The sequence below is a fragment of the Agarivorans sp. QJM3NY_33 genome (assembly GCF_050870865.2).
In the GTDB taxonomy this organism is placed as follows: domain Bacteria; phylum Pseudomonadota; class Gammaproteobacteria; order Enterobacterales; family Celerinatantimonadaceae; genus Agarivorans.
The window spans coordinates 5,062,119-5,083,309 of record NZ_CP194039.2 but is presented as its reverse complement, the minus strand read 5'-3'; the positions used below and the strand labels follow the sequence as shown (position 1 = coordinate 5,083,309).

At 44.2% G+C, this 21,191-nt stretch carries 23 protein-coding genes and 1 pseudogene; 20 read left to right on the top strand and 4 right to left on the bottom strand.

Going from position 1 to position 21,191, the window contains the following annotated elements:
- Positions 1 to 227 precede the first annotated feature (227 nt).
- The 9 genes from ACRRSY_RS23025 (at position 228) to ACRRSY_RS22985 (ending at position 7,800) form a co-directional block, all read left to right on the top strand.
- Entirely contained in the window at positions 228 to 986 is a 759-nt protein-coding gene (locus ACRRSY_RS23025) for an amino acid ABC transporter substrate-binding protein (RefSeq protein ID WP_432464117.1), read from the top strand.
- Complete coding sequence (locus tag ACRRSY_RS23020) at positions 986 to 1,654, top strand: amino acid ABC transporter permease (RefSeq protein ID WP_432455253.1); 669 nt, start codon at positions 986 to 988, stop codon at positions 1,652 to 1,654. The genes ACRRSY_RS23025 and ACRRSY_RS23020 overlap by 1 nt, the downstream gene beginning before the upstream one ends.
- 1 nt (position 1,655) lies before the next feature.
- Entirely contained in the window at positions 1,656 to 2,402 is a 747-nt protein-coding gene (locus ACRRSY_RS23015; RefSeq protein WP_432464116.1) for an amino acid ABC transporter ATP-binding protein, read from the top strand.
- 218 nt (positions 2,403 to 2,620) lie between these two features.
- Positions 2,621 to 2,755, top strand: coding sequence for a 50S ribosomal protein L34 (rpmH, locus tag ACRRSY_RS23010; protein WP_016400276.1), 135 nt, complete (start codon positions 2,621 to 2,623; stop codon positions 2,753 to 2,755).
- A gap of 49 nt (positions 2,756 to 2,804) precedes the next feature.
- The gene (gene rnpA / locus ACRRSY_RS23005; protein WP_432456118.1) at positions 2,805 to 3,122 is read left to right on the top strand and encodes a ribonuclease P protein component; all 318 of its coding nucleotides are present in this window, start codon (positions 2,805 to 2,807) and stop codon (positions 3,120 to 3,122) included.
- A complete protein-coding gene (yidD, locus tag ACRRSY_RS23000; RefSeq protein WP_432455255.1) occupies positions 3,083 to 3,337 on the top strand; it encodes a membrane protein insertion efficiency factor YidD in 255 nt (84 codons plus the stop codon). Before rnpA ends, yidD begins: the two co-directional genes overlap by 40 nt.
- A 7-nt stretch (positions 3,338 to 3,344) precedes the next feature.
- Complete coding sequence (yidC, locus tag ACRRSY_RS22995; RefSeq protein WP_432464115.1) at positions 3,345 to 4,982, top strand: membrane protein insertase YidC; 1,638 nt, start codon at positions 3,345 to 3,347, stop codon at positions 4,980 to 4,982.
- A 97-nt stretch (positions 4,983 to 5,079) separates the two neighbouring features.
- Positions 5,080 to 6,444, top strand: coding sequence for a tRNA uridine-5-carboxymethylaminomethyl(34) synthesis GTPase MnmE (gene mnmE, locus ACRRSY_RS22990; protein ID WP_432460551.1), 1,365 nt, complete (start codon positions 5,080 to 5,082; stop codon positions 6,442 to 6,444).
- Positions 6,445 to 6,615: 171 nt separating this feature from the next.
- Entirely contained in the window at positions 6,616 to 7,800 is a 1,185-nt protein-coding gene (locus ACRRSY_RS22985; RefSeq protein WP_432464114.1) for a site-specific integrase, read from the top strand.
- Between the two features lie 19 nt (positions 7,801 to 7,819).
- Here the strand turns inward: ACRRSY_RS22985 and ACRRSY_RS22980 are convergent, their stop codons facing one another.
- From ACRRSY_RS22980 to ACRRSY_RS22970, 3 genes are read right to left on the bottom strand one after another with little or no spacing between them, the layout of a single operon-like run.
- Entirely contained in the window at positions 7,820 to 8,155 is a 336-nt protein-coding gene (locus tag ACRRSY_RS22980; protein ID WP_432464113.1) for a helix-turn-helix domain-containing protein, read from the bottom strand.
- 51 nt (positions 8,156 to 8,206) lie between these two features.
- Positions 8,207 to 9,865, bottom strand: coding sequence for a DUF927 domain-containing protein (locus tag ACRRSY_RS22975; RefSeq protein ID WP_432464112.1), 1,659 nt, complete (start codon positions 9,863 to 9,865; stop codon positions 8,207 to 8,209).
- Positions 9,866 to 9,877: 12 nt separating this feature from the next.
- Complete coding sequence (locus ACRRSY_RS22970; RefSeq protein WP_432464111.1) at positions 9,878 to 10,069, bottom strand: helix-turn-helix transcriptional regulator; 192 nt, start codon at positions 10,067 to 10,069, stop codon at positions 9,878 to 9,880.
- 563 nt (positions 10,070 to 10,632) lie between these two features.
- Between ACRRSY_RS22970 and ACRRSY_RS22965 the strand changes: the two genes are divergently transcribed.
- The 9 genes and pseudogenes from ACRRSY_RS22965 (at position 10,633) to ACRRSY_RS22925 (ending at position 18,785) form a co-directional block, all read left to right on the top strand.
- Positions 10,633 to 11,145, top strand: coding sequence for a type II toxin-antitoxin system RelB/DinJ family antitoxin (locus tag ACRRSY_RS22965; RefSeq protein WP_432464110.1), 513 nt, complete (start codon positions 10,633 to 10,635; stop codon positions 11,143 to 11,145).
- Between the two features lie 69 nt (positions 11,146 to 11,214).
- Positions 11,215 to 13,626, top strand: a complete 2,412-nt coding sequence (locus tag ACRRSY_RS22960) for an AAA family ATPase (protein WP_432464109.1) — start codon at positions 11,215 to 11,217, stop codon at positions 13,624 to 13,626.
- Between the two features lie 65 nt (positions 13,627 to 13,691).
- Positions 13,692 to 13,823 (top strand): annotated as a pseudogene (locus tag ACRRSY_RS22955) (hydroxyacid dehydrogenase); the annotation flags it as partial.
- 114 nt (positions 13,824 to 13,937) lie between these two features.
- Positions 13,938 to 14,261: a hypothetical protein gene (locus ACRRSY_RS22950; protein WP_432464108.1), complete on the top strand. Its 324-nt coding sequence runs from the start codon at positions 13,938 to 13,940 to the stop codon at positions 14,259 to 14,261.
- Positions 14,262 to 14,385: 124 nt separating this feature from the next.
- Positions 14,386 to 15,243: an HNH endonuclease gene (locus ACRRSY_RS22945; RefSeq protein ID WP_432464107.1), complete on the top strand. Its 858-nt coding sequence runs from the start codon at positions 14,386 to 14,388 to the stop codon at positions 15,241 to 15,243.
- Between the two features lie 51 nt (positions 15,244 to 15,294).
- A complete protein-coding gene (locus ACRRSY_RS22940; RefSeq protein WP_432464106.1) occupies positions 15,295 to 16,329 on the top strand; it encodes a virulence RhuM family protein in 1,035 nt (344 codons plus the stop codon).
- 562 nt (positions 16,330 to 16,891) lie between these two features.
- A complete protein-coding gene (mobI, locus tag ACRRSY_RS22935; protein ID WP_432464105.1) occupies positions 16,892 to 17,470 on the top strand; it encodes a conjugative transfer protein MobI(A/C) in 579 nt (192 codons plus the stop codon).
- On the top strand, positions 17,470 to 17,979 hold the full coding sequence (locus ACRRSY_RS22930; protein WP_432464104.1) for a hypothetical protein: 510 nt from the start codon (positions 17,470 to 17,472) through the stop codon (positions 17,977 to 17,979). The genes mobI and ACRRSY_RS22930 overlap by 1 nt, the downstream gene beginning before the upstream one ends.
- 107 nt (positions 17,980 to 18,086) lie before the next feature.
- On the top strand, positions 18,087 to 18,785 hold the full coding sequence (locus tag ACRRSY_RS22925; protein WP_432464103.1) for a hypothetical protein: 699 nt from the start codon (positions 18,087 to 18,089) through the stop codon (positions 18,783 to 18,785).
- A 135-nt stretch (positions 18,786 to 18,920) separates the two neighbouring features.
- Here ACRRSY_RS22925 and ACRRSY_RS22920 read toward each other — a convergent pair whose 3' ends face one another.
- Positions 18,921 to 19,247, bottom strand: coding sequence for a helix-turn-helix domain-containing protein (locus ACRRSY_RS22920; RefSeq protein ID WP_432464102.1), 327 nt, complete (start codon positions 19,245 to 19,247; stop codon positions 18,921 to 18,923).
- 103 nt (positions 19,248 to 19,350) lie between these two features.
- Here ACRRSY_RS22920 and ACRRSY_RS22915 point away from each other — a divergent pair, with 103 nt between their 5' ends.
- Entirely contained in the window at positions 19,351 to 19,734 is a 384-nt protein-coding gene (locus tag ACRRSY_RS22915) for a hypothetical protein (RefSeq protein WP_432464101.1), read from the top strand.
- 388 nt (positions 19,735 to 20,122) lie between these two features.
- Complete coding sequence (locus tag ACRRSY_RS22910) at positions 20,123 to 20,971, top strand: hypothetical protein (protein WP_432464100.1); 849 nt, start codon at positions 20,123 to 20,125, stop codon at positions 20,969 to 20,971.
- Positions 20,972 to 21,191 lie beyond the last annotated feature (220 nt).

The following is a 21,191-nucleotide window of genomic DNA, read 5'->3' as shown; positions in this document are numbered from 1 at the left end:
TCGCGACCCCGCGTTATCACCAAAAAGACCGTCTATTTTATAACGGAAGCCGCTTAAACTCTAGGTTTCTTATGAATTATTCACAAGCAGATAACAAATATGTGAATAAAATAGGATCCGGTATATATCTGCTTCGTTATTTATTATAACTACAGCGTATTTGTATGTAATTTTGAACTGAAGTAGTATTTTTATCCACAGTAAAAACAAAACATAGATAAATACAAATGAAAAGACTCAATAAATCCTCTTGGCTAATTAGTGTACTACTCATCAGCCTTAGTCCTTGGTCGGTATTTGCTCAAGAAACCGTAAAAGTTGGCATGTCAGGACGCTACTTTCCTTTCACTTTTGTCAAGCAAGATAAGTTACAAGGCTTCGAAGTAGACTTGTGGAATGAACTTGCCAAGCGTAACGATTGGCAAGTCGAATATGTTACCGCTAATTTCTCTGGCCTATTTGGGATGTTAGAAACCGGACGTGTCGACACGATTGCCAACCAAATCACCATCACCGATGAGCGCAAAGCTAAATATTTGTTCTCGCAGCCCTATGTTATCGATGGCGCACAAATTGTGGTGCGCAAGGGCAACAGCGAAATTAGTGGTATTAACGATCTTAAGGGCAAAAAGGTCGCCGTCAATTTAGGGTCCAATTTTGAGCAACTATTAAGAAAGCACGACAGCGCCCAACAAATAAACATCGTTACTTACGATACCGGCATTGAACAAGATGTCGCACTTGGCCGTTCTGACGCATTTGTAATGGACCGAGTATCGTCTTTAGCTCTGATTAAAAAATCAGGTCTTCCTCTGGCATTGGCTGGTCAACCCTTCGAAACCATCCAAAATGCACTACCGTTTATCAACAACGCAGCTGGTAAGGCTCTACAAACGAAAGTAAACGCGAGCCTAGCTGAAATGCGACAAGATGGCAGCCTAAGCGCCATCTCCGAAAAATGGTTTGATGGGGACATCACCAAATAATGTCTCAATTTGACTTCAACTACATGCTGGAGCTAATGCCAATCCTCTTTAAGTATTTGGCTACCACCATGGAAATGGCTGCGATTGCAGCCGTGTTTGCCTTAATACTGGCCTTAGCTCTAGCGCTAGTGAGGATCTTTAAACTACCGCTATTAAATTCACTAGCGGTTGTTTTCATCTCGTTTTTCCGAGGTACGCCATTATTAGTTCAGCTATTTATCTTGTATTATGGCCTACCCCAAGTGTTCCCCATCATGATCGGTCTGGATGCATTTAGCGCTTCGGTAATCGGCTTAAGCCTGCACTTTTCTTCCTATATGGCGGAAAGTATACGAGCTGCGATAAACTCCGTTGACAAAAGCCAATGGGATGCCAGTTATGCTTTCGGTATGACGCGACTTCAAGCTTTAAAACGCGTGATACTGCCTCAGGCTCTGCGCACCGCATTACCCTCCTTGATGAACTACTTCATCGATATGATTAAAAGCACCTCCTTAGCTTTCACCTTAGGTGTTGCCGAAATTATGGCAAAAGCACAAATGGAAGCCTCTAGTAGCTTTAAGTTCTTTGAGTCATTCCTCGCCGTAGCATTAATTTACTGGGCCGTCGTAGCCCTGTTTACCCAACTACAAACCCTCGCAGAAAACCGTTTAGCCAAGGCTTATTAAGATGATTAAAGTCAATAAAATCAGTAAAGCATTTAATGGCAAGATGGTGTTAAAAAACGTTGATCTTCAGATAAATGAAGGTGAAGTTGTAGCGATCATCGGACCATCAGGAACTGGCAAATCGACTTTATTACGCTGTATTAACTTTCTGGAACATCCCGATCAAGGCAGTATTCAAGTCGACCAACTTATGGTGAATGCAGCGCAAGCCTCAGCTAAAGAAATTCTAGCGCTAAGGCGTAAGCTCTCTTTTGTATTCCAAAACTATTCATTGTTTGCCAATTTAACAGCCCTGCAAAATATCGCAGAGCCTCTGATTACGGTTTGGCAACAAAGTAAACAGCAAGCCTATGAGAGCGCCAGTGCAATATTGAAAGATATAGGTTTAGCAGACAAAGTCGATCACTATCCAAGCCAATTATCGGGTGGGCAACAACAGCGCGTTGGTATCGGTCGTGCCATGGCCACCCAAAGTAAAGCGATTTTATTTGATGAACCCACTTCAGCCTTAGACCCCGAGTGGGTCGCTGAAGTATTAGCTTTAATAAAGCAACTTGCCAAACAGCAGCAAACGATGGTGATTGTAACCCATGAAATGTCATTTGCTCGAGAAGTCGCGGATCGAATTGTGTTTATGAGTGACGGTGAAATAATTGAGCAGGGCACTCCAGAACAGCTATTTACCAAGGCAAAAGACCCAAGAACTCAACAGTTTATATCTCGTATCGCCAAACATACTGGCGACTAAACAATAACAACTGTTGCACCTATATATAGCGGTACTATAATGCCGCGCAGGATCCAAAAGATCTTTTTAAGTAGAGTCTCTACGATTAAGCGATATTTCGTTTGACTTAGAAGGGGTGAATGATTAGAATTTCGCCTCTTTTTTACCCGGTGCGCCAACCATTTTGGTTAAATTGCACCGACTGTACAGTAAAAAACTAGCTAGCAAGAGTAATAACTATGAAACGTACTTTTCAACCAAGCGTACTAAAACGTAAGCGTAGCCACGGTTTCCGCGCTCGCATGGCAACTAAAAACGGTCGCCAAGTTTTGGCCCGTCGTCGTGCCAAAGGTCGCGCAAGTTTGTCTGCATAATTACGTGCTAAGACATTCGTTCGGCAGGGAGTTACGTTTGTTAACTCCCATGCACTTCAAACACGTATTCTCCAACCCCGTTCGTGTGGGTACTCCTCAACTCACTATCCTTGCCAAAAATAATTCTCTTTCTCATCCCCGTTTAGGTTTAGCTGTTTCTAAAAAAAGCATCAAACTTGCCGTCGGCCGAAATCGAATTAAGCGTTTAGCAAGAGAAAGCTTCCGTCTACATCAACATGACCTACCCGCTATAGATATAGTGATTATTTCTAAGAACGGTATTTCAGACTTAAGTAATCAAGAACTGAGCAAGATCCTGGAGAAATCATGGCGAAGACTAAAGCGCCGTTGCGAATCATCGCAATAATGCCGATTAAGGCTTATCAATATGTGATAAGTCCACTACTTGGCCCGCGCTGTAGGTTTACGCCAACGTGTTCAGATTACGCGATTGAAGCAATTAATTTGCATGGTGTGATAAAAGGTTGTTGGTTAGCGAGCCAACGTCTATTAAAATGCCATCCACTACATCCTGGCGGGTATGATCCCGTTCCCGGTTCAAAAAAAACTAATAGTGATTAACTAAATTATGGAATCTCAACGCAATTTACTACTAATTGGGTTGCTGTTTGTAAGTTTTCTTATCTATCAGCAATGGCAAAAAGACTACGGCCCACAACCCGTTGTCGTGGCAACCAATACCGCTCCAGCAGCAGCGACTAATGCAAATGGTGATGTACCCCCAAGCGCGGCACATCAAGACGATTCAGACTTAACCAAGGCCTCTGCTACAGGCCAGTTAATCACTGTAACCACCGACGTATTAAAACTTAAAATCAGCGCTCAAGGCGGTGATGTGGTAAGTGCCGAATTACTCGCCTACCCAGTGACTGAAGATGCGACCGACCCCTTTGTATTACTCGAAGACAACGCTGACTTCACCTATGTAGCACAAAGCGGCTTAATTGGAGCCAATGGGCCAGATGCAAATCCCAAAGGTCGTCCGATTTATTCAGTCTCTAGCGACAATTTTAGCTTAGAGGACGGTAGCGACCAACTCACCGTCACGCTTAGCTATAAAGACGCCGATGGTAACAGCTACCATAAAATATTTACCTTGAACCGCGGCAGCTACAAAATAGACGTTCACTATGATGTCACTAACAACAGTGCCTCAAATCTCAATTTACAGCTATATACCCAGCTAAAACAAACCGAAGAAGAGCATACAACCAATATGGTAATGCCGGTTTACCATGGCGGCGCGTATTCTAGCGAATCGACTCGTTACTCCAAGTACAGCATCAAAGACATTAAGAAAAACAATCTTAACATTTCAACCCAAGGTGGTTGGATTGCGATGATGCAACACTACTTTGTGAGTGCTTGGTTAGGTAACCCAGAGCAAAATAACCAGTTATATTCTCGCGCAAGCAACGGTTTTGTATTCATGGGATTCAAAGCGCCACAGCAAACTGTCGCCCCCAAGCAAACCACACAGTTTGATACCGCCTTATGGGTCGGACCAAAACTACAAACTGAAATGGCCGCAGCGGCGCAACATTTAGACTTAACCGTCGATTACGGTTTGTTATGGTTTATTGCCCAACCGCTTTCCAAGTTATTAACCTTCTTCCATAGCTTTGTTGGTAACTGGGGGATCGCGATTATCCTGATCACCTTCACCGTAAAAGGCATTATGTATCCGCTCACCAAAGCGCAATACACTTCGATGGCAAAAATGCGTTTACTGCAACCGAAGATGGCTGAACTACGCGAAAAATTCGGTGACGACCGTCAGAAAATGTCGCAAGGCATGATGGAATTATACAAGAAGGAAAAGGTCAATCCGCTCGGGGGCTGTTTCCCAATCTTACTGCAAATGCCAATCTTCATTTCTTTGTATTGGTCTCTGATGGAAAACGTTGAACTACGCCATGCTCCATTCTTTGGCTGGATCACCGATTTATCGGTACAAGACCCATTCTACATCTTGCCGATATTGATGGGGGTAAGCATGTTCTTCATCCAAAAAATGTCACCCACCGCGGTGAGCGATCCGATGCAAGCCAAAGTCATGCAGTTTATGCCGGTTATCTTTACCGTCTTCTTCCTGTGGTTCCCAGCAGGTCTAGTACTTTACTGGTTAATGAGTAACGTGGTAACGCTAATTCAGCAAACTCTGATCTACCGTAACCTAGAGAAAAACGGTTTGCATAAACGCTAAACACAAAGTTTGGTATCAATGCTAAAATGCCATTCAGCGTGAGCTGGGTGGCTTTTTTTTGCGCCCAGTTAAGTTCGATTTTTAAAGAGAAAACCGCATGCAATCAAATGAGACTATTGTCGCCCAAGCAACAGCACCGGGTCGCGGTGGAGTCGGCATTATTCGAGTGTCCGGTCCCCTATCGGAACAGGTGGCACAGACCCTGTTAGGTAAGTGCCCTCAACCCCGCTATGCCGACTACCTCGCGTTTAAAAACCTGCAAGGTGAAACCTTAGACCAAGGCATTGCTTTGTATTTCAAAGGGCCTCACTCTTTTACGGGTGAAGATATCCTAGAACTGCAAGGTCATGGTGGGCCAGTTGTCATCGATATGTTGATCCGTGAAATTTGCCAAATTGATGGTATCCGTCTGGCCCGTCCAGGTGAATTTAGTGAGCGAGCCTTTCTCAACGATAAATTGGATCTAGCACAAGCCGAAGCGATAGCCGACTTAATTGAAGCCACCAGCGAACAAGCCGCCAAAAGCGCCTTGCTATCCCTGCAGGGAGAATTCTCTAATAAGATCCACCAGCTCGTTGAAAGCGTCACCCACCTGCGGATCTATGTGGAAGCCGCCATCGACTTTCCCGAAGAAGAAATCGATTTTTTGAGTGACGGTAAAGTACAAAAAGACCTCAACGCCATCATCGATGAACTAGCCGAAGTACAAACTCAGGCGCGCCAGGGTTCACTACTACGAGATGGAATGCGAGTAGTAATAGCTGGGCGTCCTAATGCTGGTAAATCAAGTCTACTCAATGCCTTAGCTGGCAAACAAGCCGCTATTGTGACCGAAATAGCAGGCACCACCCGAGATGTATTGCGGGAGCACATCCATATTGATGGCATGCCGCTACATATCATCGATACCGCAGGCCTGCGTGAAGATGCAGATGTGGTCGAAACAATTGGTATCGAACGCGCTTGGGAAGAAATCAATAATGCTGATCGGGTATTGTTTATGGTGGACGGCACAACCACCGCCGAACTTGACCCCATAAAAATATGGCCAGAGTTTGTAGCCAAATTACCGGCAAATATTGGCATGACAGTGGTCCGTAACAAGGCTGATATTACCGGTGAAGATCTCAATGTAGTGATGGATCACGGCCACCCGGTTTATAAACTCTCGGCCAAAACAGAACTGGGCTTATCTACCCTAAAAGAACACTTAAAACAGTGTATGGGCTTTCAGGGCAGTAGCGAAGGTAACTTTATGGCGCGCCGTCGCCATCTTAATGCCATTCAACACGCCGCAGAACATTTAGACAATGGTAAGACCCAACTCGAGGTCTATCATGCCGGAGAATTGCTTGCTGAAGAGTTACGACTCGCTCAGCAACAACTGAGCGAAATCACCGGGGCATTTAGCTCCGACGATTTACTCAGTCGTATTTTCAGCAGCTTCTGTATTGGCAAGTAAAGTGGGCAAATAACGGAAAACAACAGCAAGCAACGGTAGATAACATATTGATTTTATTAGATCGTTATTTGCCGTTTGTTTCCATCTGCTGCCGTTAATTGCCAAATCTAGCCCCCAGTTGGCCCCCAATGACATGATAAATGCCGTATTGGGGACCAATTGGGGGCTAAAATGAAAATTTCCATTGAAAAACGAACACTTAGAGCTGACGGCACGCGCTCATTACGCTTAGTTTACGACTATGGTTACACCACAAATACGCAAGGTGGACGCCAAAACAAACGTAAGCGCAGCTACGAAACTCTAGACCTGTACGTTCACGACAAACCTAAAACCCCCACCCAGCGCCAACACAACAAAGAACATATGCTTCTCGCCGAAACTATCAAAAGTAAACGACTGGTTGAGTGGCAATCTCAAAAACACGGTTTTGAAGATCGAAGCAAACGGACTGCCAGTTTCATTGACTACTTTCAACGACAAGTCGACATCAAAGAACAGACCACCTCAAGTTCCAACCACTCGATCTGGATCTCCGCTCGCAAACACCTGCTTCTGTATTGCGGCAAGCACGACCTCAGCTTTGATGAACTGGATAAAGACTGGTTAGACGGATTTAAGTATTACCTAACCAATGAGGCGAAAACCAAGAGTGATGAGCCTTTGTCTCGCAACACACAAAGCTCTTACTTCAATAAAATTCGAGCGGCGATCAACGAAGCACATCGAGAAGGCATTATTCGTGATAATCCACTGTCACAAGTAACCAGCATCAAAGCAAAAACGACTCAGCGTGTTTATCTGACATTAGATGAGGTCAACGCTCTGGCTCAAACGGAGTGCCGCTACTCAGTGCTAAAACGTGCATTTTTGTTCTCATGTTCAACAGGTATGCGTTGGTGCGACATCCATAAACTCACCTGGTCAGAAATAGAGACGTTTCAAGAACACAAACGAATTATCTTCGACCAGAGCAAGCTCTCTCACGGCGATGCTAAGAGCCTTCAGTATTTAGATATACCAAAGTCAGCTGAAACTCTTCTGGGTAGTCCTAAAGCTTCTCACGAGCGCGTATTCAAGGGATTAAAGTACTCTTCGTACATGAACGTTGAATTGCTTAGATGGAGCCTGGCTGCTGGGATCAGTAAACATGTTACATTCCACAGTGGCCGCCATACCTTTGCCGTGATCCAATTGAGCAGAGGAGTGGATATTTACTCAGTGTCTCGATTGCTCGGTCATAGCGAACTCAAAACAACCGAGATCTACGCTGACATCATTGAACAACGCCGAATGGAAGCCATGCTCACATTTCCCGATATTTTTGCTTCTTCTGGAAAGGACTCAGCGGCCTGAGGCCGCTGCTATGAATAGATTACTTACGAGAAGTGGTGGCGACGTAGTTTGCTGCCCTTTTTTCTATCTCATAGTGAGATGAAACACGCTGCTGCTCTACCCAGTCCATGATGGCTTGACGCTCAAATCGGAGGTGCTTACCAAGCTTGAAAAATGGTATTTCCGCTGAGCTGGTCAGCTTGTACAGCTGATTGGTTGATAAACCAAGCAAGGCTGCACATTCATCAACGGTTAAAATGTCCTTCTCAAGCAGCTCCACCTTCTGCTGTTGTAGGCGCTGCTCCAACACAACCCGCTCAACATGATCAATTTTTGCCAAAATAGACTGGAGGAGCACCTGTTCATTACTTGTCATTACTTCCCCTCCCTGCCACGACTGGGAAATGTGGGAAAACTGGGAAACGGATTACGCATCGGCTGTCAGCTCCTCTAGCTCTTGGATGATTTGAGCTGGAGTAAAGGCAAAAAATCTTTCCAACTTGCCGTTCACTTTTACTCGTAGCGTCGCCCTAGCTCCCTCATTTGATTCAAACCAGCGTCTTTGAACTAGAGGCGTCAATTGGCTGATGTATTGTTTGCGAAGCTGGAGATCACGAATAAATACATTTTTATGAATCAGCCACTGCACCTCATCTCCATCTTGCCGGAAGTAACCTGTATTTGATGCTCTGCCGCTGGATATCTCACTTAACTGCTTTTCCCATTTAGCAAGCGCCTGCTTAAATGCCAAAAGCACTTCAAACTCTTCGTGATTTTGAATATGTCCTCTGGCTGCAATCCATCTCTGAAAAATACTGTGCACAGAGAATAGAGATTCTTCCTCGCTCCACGGTACGAGTTTGTGTCGCGAGGCCAACGAGAGTGCAACGGCTATCAAGCAGAAGCGGTGTAATACCCGCAGGACCTGAGGAGACATACAATTATCTCTCCAGCGTGCCATTAAGCGCTCAACCTCAGATTTAAGCTGAAATTTTGATTCCTCTTGATAAACGAGTAGATCCATCCAAGCAGGAAACAAGGCACCGTAGACATCACTCGTAATCGACTCCAAATGCTTGGCAAACTCATCGGGCTTATTGAATCGGTGTATATTGGAAAAACAGCCATGTTTCTCGGTTAGCGGTATCTCAACGATTCTGACTAGCTGCCCTGCTGCTGGTTTTTTACCAGACTGCTCCATCATATCGACTAATCCAACTTCACCCGTGCTAAGAGCAAGTGTTCGCCAACTAGCTTGTTTAGCTAAGGAACCGGTCTCTGTAGCCCTTAACTTTCCATCGCCATTTACGACTTGATATGCAGCAACGCTAACGTATTCCGGCTCGCAGGCACCCATTTCGTCGAGCGGCAGCATCATATCGTTATACTCAGATGCAACAGCCTCTAAACCATTGGCAGAGCTCCGCCAAGAACGTTTGAAATTAGGCGAGCCATAAACAGATACCGCCACAAACATGCACCCAGACTTTCCTTGGCTAGAAGTACCAACAATATGAAATATCGAATTTTCACCGCCAATTAAGCCAACTAGCGGTGCCGCTAATGCAACGCCGACTGAAAAAATTAACGACGGATTACCAATTAACAGTAGACCGACCTCAGACTGCCAATCTACTAGGCTCCCTTTAATCTGAATACCATTACCAGCCATATCTCCAGCATAAAAATATGGCTCGGCAGATTGCCCATAAGTCATCTCAGTCGTCACGAACACATTGCCATGCCAGCCAGTACTCAGAGCGCTAATACCTTTCGGTGCTTGTTTGATCTCTTGGCGTAAGTAGCGCAGAACAAGGCTCCAGTTTTGTTTGTCATCTTCTAGCCAAAAGCCAAGATCAAATAGCTCCTCGCGGAGCGCACTACTTGTGCTACCTAAAATTCGGCTTGCTGGCACAACCAGCCGAACAGGAACAAGATCCATGTTAATAAACTCTATACAGGCACCGTAGCCCGACTTCTTATCCTCAGCCCTCACCCTTGCTATTACCGCGATCTTAGAGCTAATACCCCTCCAGCCTTGATCTTTATCGCAATGCTCCAAAACCTCTTCATTATTTCGATACATACCAGACCCCTATCAAAGACTCAAAAGCCACTTCTGCACATCTTCAAGGCGAAATCTCACACTTCGAGCACCTGGTGATAAATTCACTGGAGAAGGAAAGGAACCGTTTTTTACATAACGGCGTATGGTAGCCTGCGACAATTGCGTCAACTGGCACACCTCTTGATAACTTAATAGCTGACCTGATTGCTTTTGATCGTTCATAGAAACTCCTGTCGATGTAAGAACTAACAGGTGTATTTTTGGGGATTTGACTTGAAAAAGCGCGCGGTGCTCCGACCCAATTTGGGCAACTAGAGCAATAAAGCTGGAGCCAGAGTGAGTCAAAAAAGAAATAAAGAGCAGATAATGATGCAGTAAAGTGATTCGGCTTTGCTTCACCATTATTCATCAAGCCTAAAAGAGTTATGCGTTCAGCTGATCACTATGTACTGGTCAACCCAAACTGGTTGTGAGCTCGCTTTCACATGTGAAAGTGAAAACATAAGAAGCTTTGAGCGGAGAAAACAACCAAGTGTACCGCTTTTATCCGGTACACCTAAAACGGTACAGTTCAACCAACTAGTTAACTTAAACCTTTGTTATTAAATTACTTTCAATATATCAGCACGGTGCCAAACTGTACCGATGTGACGAAAACGGTACACCTCCCTCATCCCAAGCAATCACTACGCCAATTTCTTCTCGCTTTTTTGACCCAAGTACTCACCACTACACATAAAACCCGCTAAGATACAAAAATTACAATTTGTAGGTTTGTAAGCCACATGAAATCAACCAAGATAGACTCTCAACTACTTGAAAAAGCAACGAGTATCTTTGCTGAGTTAGGTTTACCGATTGAACAGGCCATCAACGTATTTTTAGCAAAGTCCGTTCAAGCAAAAGGCTTTCCGTTTTCGGTTGCCCTTGAAAATGAAGCAGAGGCACAAGAAGCCTTACACAGCCAAACACAAAACAAAATCAGCAATGCCGAAATAACCGAAGCTATCCAAGACTTGGTTGAACACGCTCTACCACTGAGTGAAATAGAAAACCTCACGCAGCTAACCTATTGTCGCAACACCTTCGGGTTGTCATTCCCGGTGCTAAAACTGGCTAAATCACCACGGCCAGAAGACATTCGCAGTGCAGCAAAAGATGCCAAAGAGCGAAACCGCTACTCCACCACTAAAGTGGCCCAGCGAGGTGAAAAAAACTACGTGATTTGCACCCAGTGGACCGACAGGCACCGCAATGCGTTTTGTCGGTGGCAAGCCATCTTTAGCAATGGAGCGTAATAACTCATCAAAATAACAACCAAGCACCAAATTAAAGACGGGCCACCTAGCACAATAAGGAGAGCGATAATGCTTAAGAAAATACAACACATTAAGAAGCTTGGTGTCTTCAAAGACTTCAGTTGGGATAGTGAAGTTAAAAACAAAGGTGGTGCTGTTCAGAACTTTGTTGATATCAACATCATCTATGGTCGCAACTACTCGGGTAAAACCACACTATCACGTATTGCGCGAGCCCTAGAGACTGGCTATTTATCTGACAAATATGGATCGCCATCGTTCCAGCTAAAATTTGCTGACAACTCAGATGTAACACTCGAAACCTTATCTAGCCGTAATAAGAATATTCGCGTATTTAACGAAGATTTTATTAAAGAGAATCTACGCTTTATCACTAATCCTGACGACAGCATTGAGCCATTTGCTATTTTAGGTGATGACAATAATAAGATCGAAAAAGAGATTGAAGCTCTAGAGGTAGAACTCGGTTCTAGTATTGAAGGACAAGAAACCGGTTTGTTTGCCGAAAAAAATCAGGCCGCAGTTGCATACAGCAATGCTTTTACCGCTCATAAACAATCGAATGATAGTCTAGAAAAACAATTGGGTGATAAAGCGACCAATAAAGACATCGGCATTAAATACAAGCCTGAGCGTTTTGGTGATCAAAACTACACCATTACCAAATTAAAGGCTGATATTAAAACTGTAAGTAGCCCTGATTTTCAGCAGTTAACATCAGAGCAAGTGAGCGAGCACGAAAAGCTGATTGATGAAAAAGTTTTGCCTGCTATACCGGCTTTTTCGCCGCCTAAGCTAAGTTTTTTGAGCTTGGCACAACAAGTTGAAAAGCTGGTAACCAAGCCCATCAGTGAATCTGACAAAATTCAGGCGTTAGTAAAAGATGCAGTGCTTAACCGCTGGGTCAATGAAGGTCGAACCCACCATCGAAACAAGTATGAAAAATGCGCATTTTGCGACAATGAAATTTCGTCAGAGCGATGGGCAGAGCTTGATAAGCACTTTGATGAAGAATCTGAGCTATTGGAAAAGTCGATTGATGCGTTACTTGCTAAGATTGAAACCGAAAACCAGACAGTTCATGCCGCACTCACCATTGATCAATCTGTTTTTTACTCCAAGTTTTACTCACAACTGACCGCATTGGATTGCAGATTAAAAGCTGCAACCAAAGACTATCAGCTTGCTTTAGGTAATCTAGTCAAGCAACTGAAGGCGCGAAAAGGTGATATTTTAAACGCTAAAGATTATGAGAGCGTCGATGATGACACCGCGAAACTAACGCAAATCTGGCAGGAATATATTGACCTTTGCGCTCAATCAGAGCTATTTAGTAGCTCATTAGCCGACGAACAAACCAAAGCTAAAGCCGACTTGCGATTGAAAGAGGTCGCTGAGTATTTGCTTACGATTGATTACCAAACACAGCTCAATTCAATTGAAACCTTACAGCAAAAAAGAGACGAGGCTCAGCAAGCGCAGGAGGCTATCAATGCTAATATTACCAAAAAACAAGCACAAGTTACGGCTAAGAAACGTGAACTGAATGATGAAGAAAAAGGGGCTAAAAAGGTAAATGAATATCTGAATAATTTTTTCGGGCATCAGTTTTTGACGTTGGAGGCTAAAAAGGATGAAGGACCAACGCAAGAGGCAAAACGTATTCGGTTTGAAGTGATCCGTGACGGTAAGAAAGCTTATCACCTAAGCGAAGGGGAGTGCAGCTTGCTGGCATTCTGCTACTTTTTGGCCAAGTTGGATGATGTCGCAACCAAAGACTCTAAACCCATTATTTGGATTGATGATCCTATCTCCTCGCTCGATGGCAACCATATTTTCTTTATTTATAGCTTGTTGAATGCGGAAGTGGTCGAGAAGGGGAAATTTGCACAGCTATTTGTTTCAACACACAACCTTGATTTCTTAAAGTATTTGAAGAGGCTTAAAGACAATTGCCTTACTGCTGAAGGCGACAAGGTGAAATGTCAGAAAGCTTACTTTGTTGTGGTTAGACAGGATAAAAAATCCACCTTACAGGTAATGCCGTCGTACTTAAAAGAATATGTTACTGAGTTTAACTACCTGTTTCATCAGATCCATAAATGTGCCTCTCTTGATACTATCGATGATACCAACTACGTAACCTTTTATAATTTTGCCAACAATGCGAGGAAGTTTTTCGAGATTTATCTCTATTACAGATATCCCGATCAAGGCATGACGCCGGAGACCCTAAGTGCATTTTTTGGTGAAGATAGTATTCCGGCGGTCTTAACAGACAGGATTAACAATGAGTATTCTCACCTGTCAGGAGTCTTTGAGAGGGGCGCATCCCCTGTTGAAGTTCCAGAAATGCAAACTACCGCTAGACAAATCATTGAACGACTCAAGCAAGATAGCGACCAATTTACTTCATTGATGAAAAGCGTTGGTGAGGCAGTTGAGGTGGAAACCGTATGATCTGGGATACTGACTCAGTATTCATAACTAGTAACGTACGAGGCTGAACTTATGGCAGATAACAGCCCACAGCCTCTCAAGAGGAGTTTGTTCTCTTTACAAGTGCTGACAGTCAAACCCGTGTAGAGTGCCGCTTTGAATCAGACACCTTGTTGCTGTCACAAGCTGCGAAGCAAGCCGTTGTACAGGCAAGCTCTGCTGAAAGAAGGCGATACCACTACACAAAGACCTACAGATAATGGCAAGTTATGTTGAGCTGATTTTTAACATGATGAATCAAGGTGCAACTCAGCACCACAGCGGAGAGTGACATGAATATTGTTATAGTCCCAAGAAATCAGAGGATCCCCCCATCTGGAGTTAGTACCGCCTATCTTCATATTGACCACTGGAATGATTTTTCATTCGTTACGATGTTTTACTTATCACTGTTCGATGAGAAAGGTGCTCTTCACGAAATCGGAAATATCAAAATTGGTTTCCAAGGACAAACAACGGATAAATCAACCTACGAAACATTAGATTCAGAATTTCAAAAGCTACCAGATGGATATTTTTCCGTTGGCATGGATGTTGACTACTATAAGAAAATCTCAAAACTATCGGCGCCCAATCAGGTTTCCATGATCTGTTAGTCAAATCCGTCAATACTGGCGATTCGTATCAAAAGATAGTGGATGACTATCGTGATCAGCTTGGTGTTGAAGCAAGAGCATTACTAAAAGCCCTTGTTGTGTACAGAGATCGGAGTAAACACTGATGCTAAAACTTACACAACCAGCTTATGCTTATGCTGATGCGCTTGCTCTCTGCCGAGATGGGATAACAGGTAACATAGGGTTACTCCAGAAGGTAAACAATGCGACCCAAGCTCTACAGTCACAAGCTCAAGCATATGAAGCTTCTGGTACCACTGGTGAGCTATTTACAATTCAACCTCTACAAACTCAAGATGAGGATGACCCTATTGTTTTAGGGCTACTCAAAAAATCTGATTTGATTAAGCTATATGGTAATTATCTGGTGGGGAAAAAGAAACCAGCTCGAGATGTATATGATGCTTTGATGCTTGCCGCTGATGAAAAATGCCCATTTTGTGGTGGAATCGGACGACCTCGAAACTTGGACCACTATCTGCCTAAGGCTCACTTTCCTCAGTTTTCGATAGTACCAGTAAACCTAGTGCCATCTTGTCGAGATTGTAACATGGATGGCAAGGGGGAAGCTTTTGCAACGACAGAAGCAGAACAAGTTATACAGCCCTATCTAGACGACGATCGCTTCTTCAATGAGCAATGGTTACATGCTCGGTACCTTCCAGGTGATAGGAATGAACCAGGTGTTATAGAGTACTTTGTTTCTCCTCCTGACTACTGGGAGCCTGCACAGAAAAAGCGAGTAGAAAAGCACTTTAAGGACTTTGAACTAGCCTTGAGATTTTCTAAAGAAGCAGGGCCTCGACTAGTAGTATTAATGACTCAATACCAAGCTCTACTTGACAATCAAGTAGATGAAGCAACAAGTAAGAACATCATTTTTCAGAGTGTCATCAATACATCGCCATTTATTAACCATTGGGAAAGGGTCATGTGCGTGACGCTAATGTTGGAGTTGTGATTATGCACCAAATCCTGCCACCTAAACTCAGCATTACTAAAAGGAGACTCAATGACCGATAACACCCCACAAGCTCCTCAAGGTGAGTTTGTTCTTTTCACCAGTGCTGACGGTCAAACCCGCGTTGAGTGTCGTTTTGAGTCTGACACGTTGTGGCTTTCTCAGGCTGCAATGGCTGAGCTTTATGATAAAGACGTTCGCACAATCAATGAGCATCTAATCAATATCTACAACGAAGGTGAGCTTGTACAAAACGCAACCATCCGGAAATTCCGGATAGTTCGATTGGAAGGTACTCGCCAAGTATCTCGCGAGATCGACCACTACAATCTCGATGCCATTCTGTCTGTTGGCTACAGAGTTCGTTCGCAACGTGGAACACAGTTCCGCCAATGGGCAACGCAAATCCTGAAAGAATATCTGATCAAGGGATTTGCCATGGATGACGAGCGCCTCAAAAATCCACCCGTTGGTCACTCTGCGGTGCCTGACTACTTTGACGAGATGCTAGAACGCATTCGCGATATTCGAGCCAGTGAGCGTCGTGTTTATCTGCGAGTCAAAGACATCTTTACCATGGCTGCCGATTACGAGCCATCCAACCAAGAAACTAACCGCTTCTTTCAAACCATTCAGAACAAGCTGCATTATGCCTGTACACATATGACGGCCGCTGAGCTGATTGCTAGTCGTGTGGATGCCAGTAAACCAGATATGGGGCTAACTAGCTATAAAGGCGATGAAGTGCGTAAGACTGATGTCACCATCGCCAAAAACTATCTGCGTGAAGACGAAATCAAAGAGCTCAATCGAATCGTCAATATGTGGCTCGACTTTGCTGAAGACCAAGCGCTTCGACGCAAACAGGTATTCCTAAAGGACTGGGCCGATAAGCTAGACCAGTTTTTAAGTTTTAATGATCGGGACGTATTAAGCGGAGCGGGAACAATCACCAAGAAAGACGCAGATGATAAGGCGAAATTAGAGTTTGATCGCTTTGCCCAGCAACGCCGCCGTTTAAAAGAAGCCGAAGGCGCACTTGCTAATATTTCAGCCCTCAAAGCAATACTCAAAAAAGACAAATAACGTGACTAACTAAGTTGAACCAGCCATGGTACCGACATTGATGTCGGTACCATCGTTCTCGGGTCTGTTATTTATCTCGCCAAAACACCATCGAAAAACCACTTTAAGATTTCAACTGGCTATCTCATACAACTAGCAAATCGAAAAGCAACCCAAAAGCGCTCTTACTCACTGCCCACCGCGTGCTACCCCACGGGCTTTCACATGTGAAAGTACATCAGCCCTCATGCACTACAAACAGGTAAAATCCCACAATAATCTAGAAATTTACCGTCACAATTCCATCAGAAAAAATAATCGACGCTCAGGTCCCACAATAATTAGAGTAAAACTCCCTACATCCCAGACTAAATAATAAAGCGACGAAAATAATCCGTAGCAACATCCCACAAAGATAGGTATCTGGAAAGCACAAGGATAGGTCCCAGGAGAGGAATCGCTGCCATGCTTGCCAATCAGCGGTGGGACACGAGGAAAATTTACGCACCCCAAAAGGGCAATTACAGATGCGTAAGTAATAGTACGTTTGCGCTACCTTGAGCAAAACAAACAAGGAGCCACTATGACTGTATTAAATGAACATTCCGCCGCCTATCAATGGCATCAACGAGCCCAGCAGCGACATCCCGAAAGTGAACAAGAGTGCTTTGAACTCGCGCTATCACAATCGCTAAAAGCCCTTAATGATATCGAGAACTTTGCAATGCAGGAGCCCTACTTGCTTGAGTTTTTAGCGAGTTGCTACGCTAACCAGTTTTGGCGAATCCATCGAGCCCATAAGGACACCTCACCTGGCCGCTACGGATGTCGGGTTCGAGTTCGCAACCATCGCTTTGAAGCGGCTTGGTACTACAACTGGTATCTCAGTGCTAATCAAATGTCACAGCGAAACAACAAAGAACAGCGTGTTCGCTCAAAGCATTTAGCCAAAGGCAAAGGCTTTCGTTACCCACCGGGTCGCTTTTCAAAAGCCAACGTGAAATGGGAATCCGATCTTATTGAGTACACAGAAGATGCCTTCGCACTGATCCGCGAAGTGCGGCATGAAATCCTCACCATCAAACAAAAAGCCCAAATCTGTACAAAACGACTTCACAAGCTTCGTGAGCACTTTCAAAAATCCCAAAATAGAGAAGCATAATGACTAAGAAAACCACGCCCAACGTCGGTATCGCACAACTAAACAAGGAAATTGAGTTAAGTAATCTCAAGTTGAAGCTGCCTGAGCCAGTTCCTTTGCCAGAAAGAATCGATGGTTTATCTAATTTCGTTGCGACAGAGTCAAAGCACTTGATGGCAGCAGCAAAAGAACTGAAGAAACAAATGGATAAACTAAAGAAAGCCTTGTCAAAAGAGTACAACGTAGAGTACCCATTTCGCTATGAGTTCATAGTTACGAGTGAACAGCGCTTACCAAAAATCAAGTGGTACCGCGTGATCGCTCGTGGAGGCTGGTATCCTGAGCTTGAAACCCAAGAAGTTTCAAATGGGGTGTTACGTCGTTTTTTACATGCAATGGATTGGGAAATCCCGCTGTATTTGCATTTGCTAGACGAACTCAACCAACTGGAACAGCGTGTGAAGCCTATAAGAGAACTGTCTTGTCAGGTGAGAAAAACGATGCGAGCGATAAAAAAACTGCAAAATTAGTTTTATCCAATCAGGAAGCTTCATACCGTGAAATGAAGCTTCTAGCCACAGTTTGCATTTTCAAAATCGATGATACGCTGGTAGTAAAGTGAGGAGAAAATGCTGTGATGAGATTGAAAGTTCAGGTTGAAAAAATTAATTCTACAAGCGTCGATATCGCTTGGTTCGCGGGGTTGAACAATCACGGTATCGTTACTGTTCAAATTGCTCAAAGTGAGTTCCGGTGCGCTATAGCAGAGTTAACGGCGGCTAGGTTCTTAATTCTCGACAAACAGGTACTCGGGCGCTTACCAAACAGCGGTAAAGGTCTCGCACTCAGCCTAACCAAAGAAACCATTTTAGCGGCCAAGAATGAAGCTCTCAAAGCAGCCGCACTGTTTCTGTCCAACCGTCTATACGGTATCAAACTTTATTCTGACGAGATTGTTGATATCACTCATCCAGAAACAAAAGACATTATTACGCCTTATGCTTCACCCTATCCGACGTTTGAGGTTGCAAAACTTGGCACCATCGCCATTAGCAACCATGCAATGCAACGCTACCAACAAAGACACAAGCAAGGTGATATTCGCAATCCATGGCACAGCTTACAGAAGCAACTCTCCCATCCAAATCTAGAAAGACTGGCTTTGTCATCAAGAACACGTTTTCAAAAGCTACTCCGTTACGGAAGCGAGCAACATGAAATTTGGGCCAACCCTACAGGCAATCTTTACTTTCAAATTGCATCCTTAGCTGAACACAAGTTGGTTGTGACGGTTTTTTCTCAGGTAACGCATGCTTTCAATGAAATTCATGCTTAGGAAAGCTAAGCTAAACAGAGATAGAAGATACTTACAGGAGGTGAATATGGAGCTTTGGATTTGGCTGGGTGGTTTATTACTGACAGTCGCCGCAGTTGGCGGGGTATTTTGGTATTCCGGACGAGAGCGATAGCTTTATGACTGGTCGATGTTATCGAGTTCCTGCCTGATCTGCTCAATAAGCGCCTGCTTTTTAGTTTCACTGAGCTTTTCAATCAAACATGCGAGTTCTGCTGAGCTGTCGGAATCTGAAAAGAAAAACGCAACAGGCACACAAAGCTCCTGAGCAAGCTTTTGTAGCGTACCGATATCGGGCATATGACGCCCTTTTTCATAATGATTCATACGGCCACTAGCTGAACTTGGGTCCATACCCAAACGGATACCAAGCTCCCTCTGGCTGATACCAACGCGATTTCTTGCCTGTTTAAGGTGCTGTGGAAATGGATTTGTTTTAGACAAGTGAGAATCATCATCAACCTACGATGCTTAGATTTTCTAAGTTTTAATTATATCTGTATACTTAGGATAACTAAGTATAAGTTTGGTTAGCGGAGAGAACGGCATGAAGACATTGATAAATTTTGCGCTCTTTTGTTTATTTTCCCTTGGTTGTTTAATTGCAACATACCAGTCATGGGGATTGGTGCTAACGGCCATCCCACTTGTTGTCTGGTTTCAAACTCCGCTGAACTTTTTTCACAAAAAACGCTTGGCTGCGGTGCTATTTTGGTTGGTACTTATCTACTTCCATTGGCTTCTTGGCATAGCTACTGCACTAACTTATTTTGCTAAGCACGTTTGGAGTTTGCACTGTCAGTACGAACACCCCAGAAGAGTCCGTAAAAGGAAAAAACAACCGCAATTCAACTCTGCGACTGGTTCGCCCATGATGGGCCATGGTGGTATGGACGTTGATATGGATGGGAACGTTGATGGTTGTTTCTGATATAAACATCAATGGGTCTATTGGATTAGCAAAGCATTTGATCAACCTACTAGGACTATTGATGATCCTATTAGGGTTGATGCTCTCGGATCCTTTTTGGCAACTCGCAGCGATCATCTTCCCCATCATCTGCTGGATCAAAAGATATCTTCTGCTTATTCACAGGGTTCGACTTATCGCTCTACTCTTCTGGGTAGGATTTTCTTATATAGATTGGCAGCTAGCAGTAATAGGCTTCGCATCATTTTTGATAACCGTTGTGGTCTCAGCATGGAGCGCATCAGACTGGTCTACGGCACCACCCACGAATAAAGCAAGGAAAGCCCCAAGTCTGGCGAGACCATTCCCACGGTTAAGGCATTTCGATTAAAACGAAAGGAATCATTACATGAAAATAAACCAGCTAGCCATGCTATTGGCTACAACCCCAATATTGATGACCGGATGCGCGACAACATCAACCTCTGCTGCTTACGATAAGACACACAGTAAAGCGTTCAATATCGCTCAAGCGGGGGGACTATATGAAGTAAAAGATCGCATCGTGCCAAGAACGGAATACGAGTCTCTGATATTCACTGGCAACACTACCACCAATACTCTGTTATTCACCTCATCGCTCGGTGCTAATATGGATTTGGGGGCGGGCCTGGGTATGGGCTTGCTGACATCTGTTCTGGAACAACCCGGTACAGCTTCTCGTAACAGTGTTGTTGCCTGGATGCCACAAAGCGAAGCGGCTACCTCTGAAGAAGCACAGGCAAAGCTGGTAAGCCAGATGAAAGTGGCGATGGAAGATACCCTCCAGGAAATGGGGTTGAGCTACGAAGTTACCAATGGCAATTCTGAGCGCAAAGTAGAGCTCTACTTCCACAATGAAGAGTTTGGCTGCCCAGAGTACCAACAAGGCATGACCAACAAAGACCTTTGCTACATTGCCACTGAAATATTTGAACCTCGCGAAACGGTCTCGCCTTCGTTCGTTAGCTCGGCACAAAACTCATATGCGTTCGAGTCTAATCATAAAGTGTATTACCACCGTTTCCGAGTGACCCCAGGGCGTGATAGCAATGTTCCGACAGACCAAATGTATGCCACTGTAAGCAGCAAGCTACCTGAATGGGTTTACCTATACATTGCATCTGGCGATATTCAGATCAACAAGACGACTGTAAAGGCACCATACTTACTGGAACAAGGTAAAGCACATCTTTTTATCCATCCAGAAGAAAGCTAATGAGCCGTTAAATGAAAGTGCGCTGGAAAACCGTTTCCCACCATTCCCACTTTTCCCACACTGAGCTATGATGGAAGTCATCTTGGGAAGTGAAAAATTGACCATAAATTGCAACTTGGTCCCCAATCGGCCCCCAAGACCTTATGTCAGGCCAGCAATGGCGGGAAACTTCACTTTCTGTATTGGAAAGTAAAGTGGGCAAATAATAAAATTTATTTTG

What these genes read in the sequence shown, in the direction of transcription:
- ACRRSY_RS23025 (WP_432464117.1), top strand. Translation starts at nt 228, where the DNA reads ATGAAAAGACTCAATAAATCCTCTTGGCTAATTAGTGTACTACTCATC.
- ACRRSY_RS23020 (WP_432455253.1), top strand. Translation starts at nt 986, where the DNA reads ATGTCTCAATTTGACTTCAACTACATGCTGGAGCTAATGCCAATCCTC.
- ACRRSY_RS23015 (WP_432464116.1), top strand. Translation starts at nt 1,656, where the DNA reads ATGATTAAAGTCAATAAAATCAGTAAAGCATTTAATGGCAAGATGGTG.
- rpmH (WP_016400276.1), top strand. Translation starts at nt 2,621, where the DNA reads ATGAAACGTACTTTTCAACCAAGCGTACTAAAACGTAAGCGTAGCCAC.
- rnpA (WP_432456118.1), top strand. Translation starts at nt 2,805, where the DNA reads ATGCACTTCAAACACGTATTCTCCAACCCCGTTCGTGTGGGTACTCCT.
- yidD (WP_432455255.1), top strand. Translation starts at nt 3,083, where the DNA reads ATGGCGAAGACTAAAGCGCCGTTGCGAATCATCGCAATAATGCCGATT.
- yidC (WP_432464115.1), top strand. Translation starts at nt 3,345, where the DNA reads ATGGAATCTCAACGCAATTTACTACTAATTGGGTTGCTGTTTGTAAGT.
- mnmE (WP_432460551.1), top strand. Translation starts at nt 5,080, where the DNA reads ATGCAATCAAATGAGACTATTGTCGCCCAAGCAACAGCACCGGGTCGC.
- ACRRSY_RS22985 (WP_432464114.1), top strand. Translation starts at nt 6,616, where the DNA reads ATGAAAATTTCCATTGAAAAACGAACACTTAGAGCTGACGGCACGCGC.
- ACRRSY_RS22980 (WP_432464113.1), bottom strand. Translation starts at nt 8,155, where the DNA reads ATGACAAGTAATGAACAGGTGCTCCTCCAGTCTATTTTGGCAAAAATT.
- ACRRSY_RS22975 (WP_432464112.1), bottom strand. Translation starts at nt 9,865, where the DNA reads ATGTATCGAAATAATGAAGAGGTTTTGGAGCATTGCGATAAAGATCAA.
- ACRRSY_RS22970 (WP_432464111.1), bottom strand. Translation starts at nt 10,069, where the DNA reads ATGAACGATCAAAAGCAATCAGGTCAGCTATTAAGTTATCAAGAGGTG.
- ACRRSY_RS22965 (WP_432464110.1), top strand. Translation starts at nt 10,633, where the DNA reads ATGAAATCAACCAAGATAGACTCTCAACTACTTGAAAAAGCAACGAGT.
- ACRRSY_RS22960 (WP_432464109.1), top strand. Translation starts at nt 11,215, where the DNA reads ATGCTTAAGAAAATACAACACATTAAGAAGCTTGGTGTCTTCAAAGAC.
- ACRRSY_RS22950 (WP_432464108.1), top strand. Translation starts at nt 13,938, where the DNA reads ATGAATATTGTTATAGTCCCAAGAAATCAGAGGATCCCCCCATCTGGA.
- ACRRSY_RS22945 (WP_432464107.1), top strand. Translation starts at nt 14,386, where the DNA reads ATGCTAAAACTTACACAACCAGCTTATGCTTATGCTGATGCGCTTGCT.
- ACRRSY_RS22940 (WP_432464106.1), top strand. Translation starts at nt 15,295, where the DNA reads ATGACCGATAACACCCCACAAGCTCCTCAAGGTGAGTTTGTTCTTTTC.
- mobI (WP_432464105.1), top strand. Translation starts at nt 16,892, where the DNA reads ATGACTGTATTAAATGAACATTCCGCCGCCTATCAATGGCATCAACGA.
- ACRRSY_RS22930 (WP_432464104.1), top strand. Translation starts at nt 17,470, where the DNA reads ATGACTAAGAAAACCACGCCCAACGTCGGTATCGCACAACTAAACAAG.
- ACRRSY_RS22925 (WP_432464103.1), top strand. Translation starts at nt 18,087, where the DNA reads ATGAGATTGAAAGTTCAGGTTGAAAAAATTAATTCTACAAGCGTCGAT.
- ACRRSY_RS22915 (WP_432464101.1), top strand. Translation starts at nt 19,351, where the DNA reads ATGAAGACATTGATAAATTTTGCGCTCTTTTGTTTATTTTCCCTTGGT.
- ACRRSY_RS22910 (WP_432464100.1), top strand. Translation starts at nt 20,123, where the DNA reads ATGAAAATAAACCAGCTAGCCATGCTATTGGCTACAACCCCAATATTG.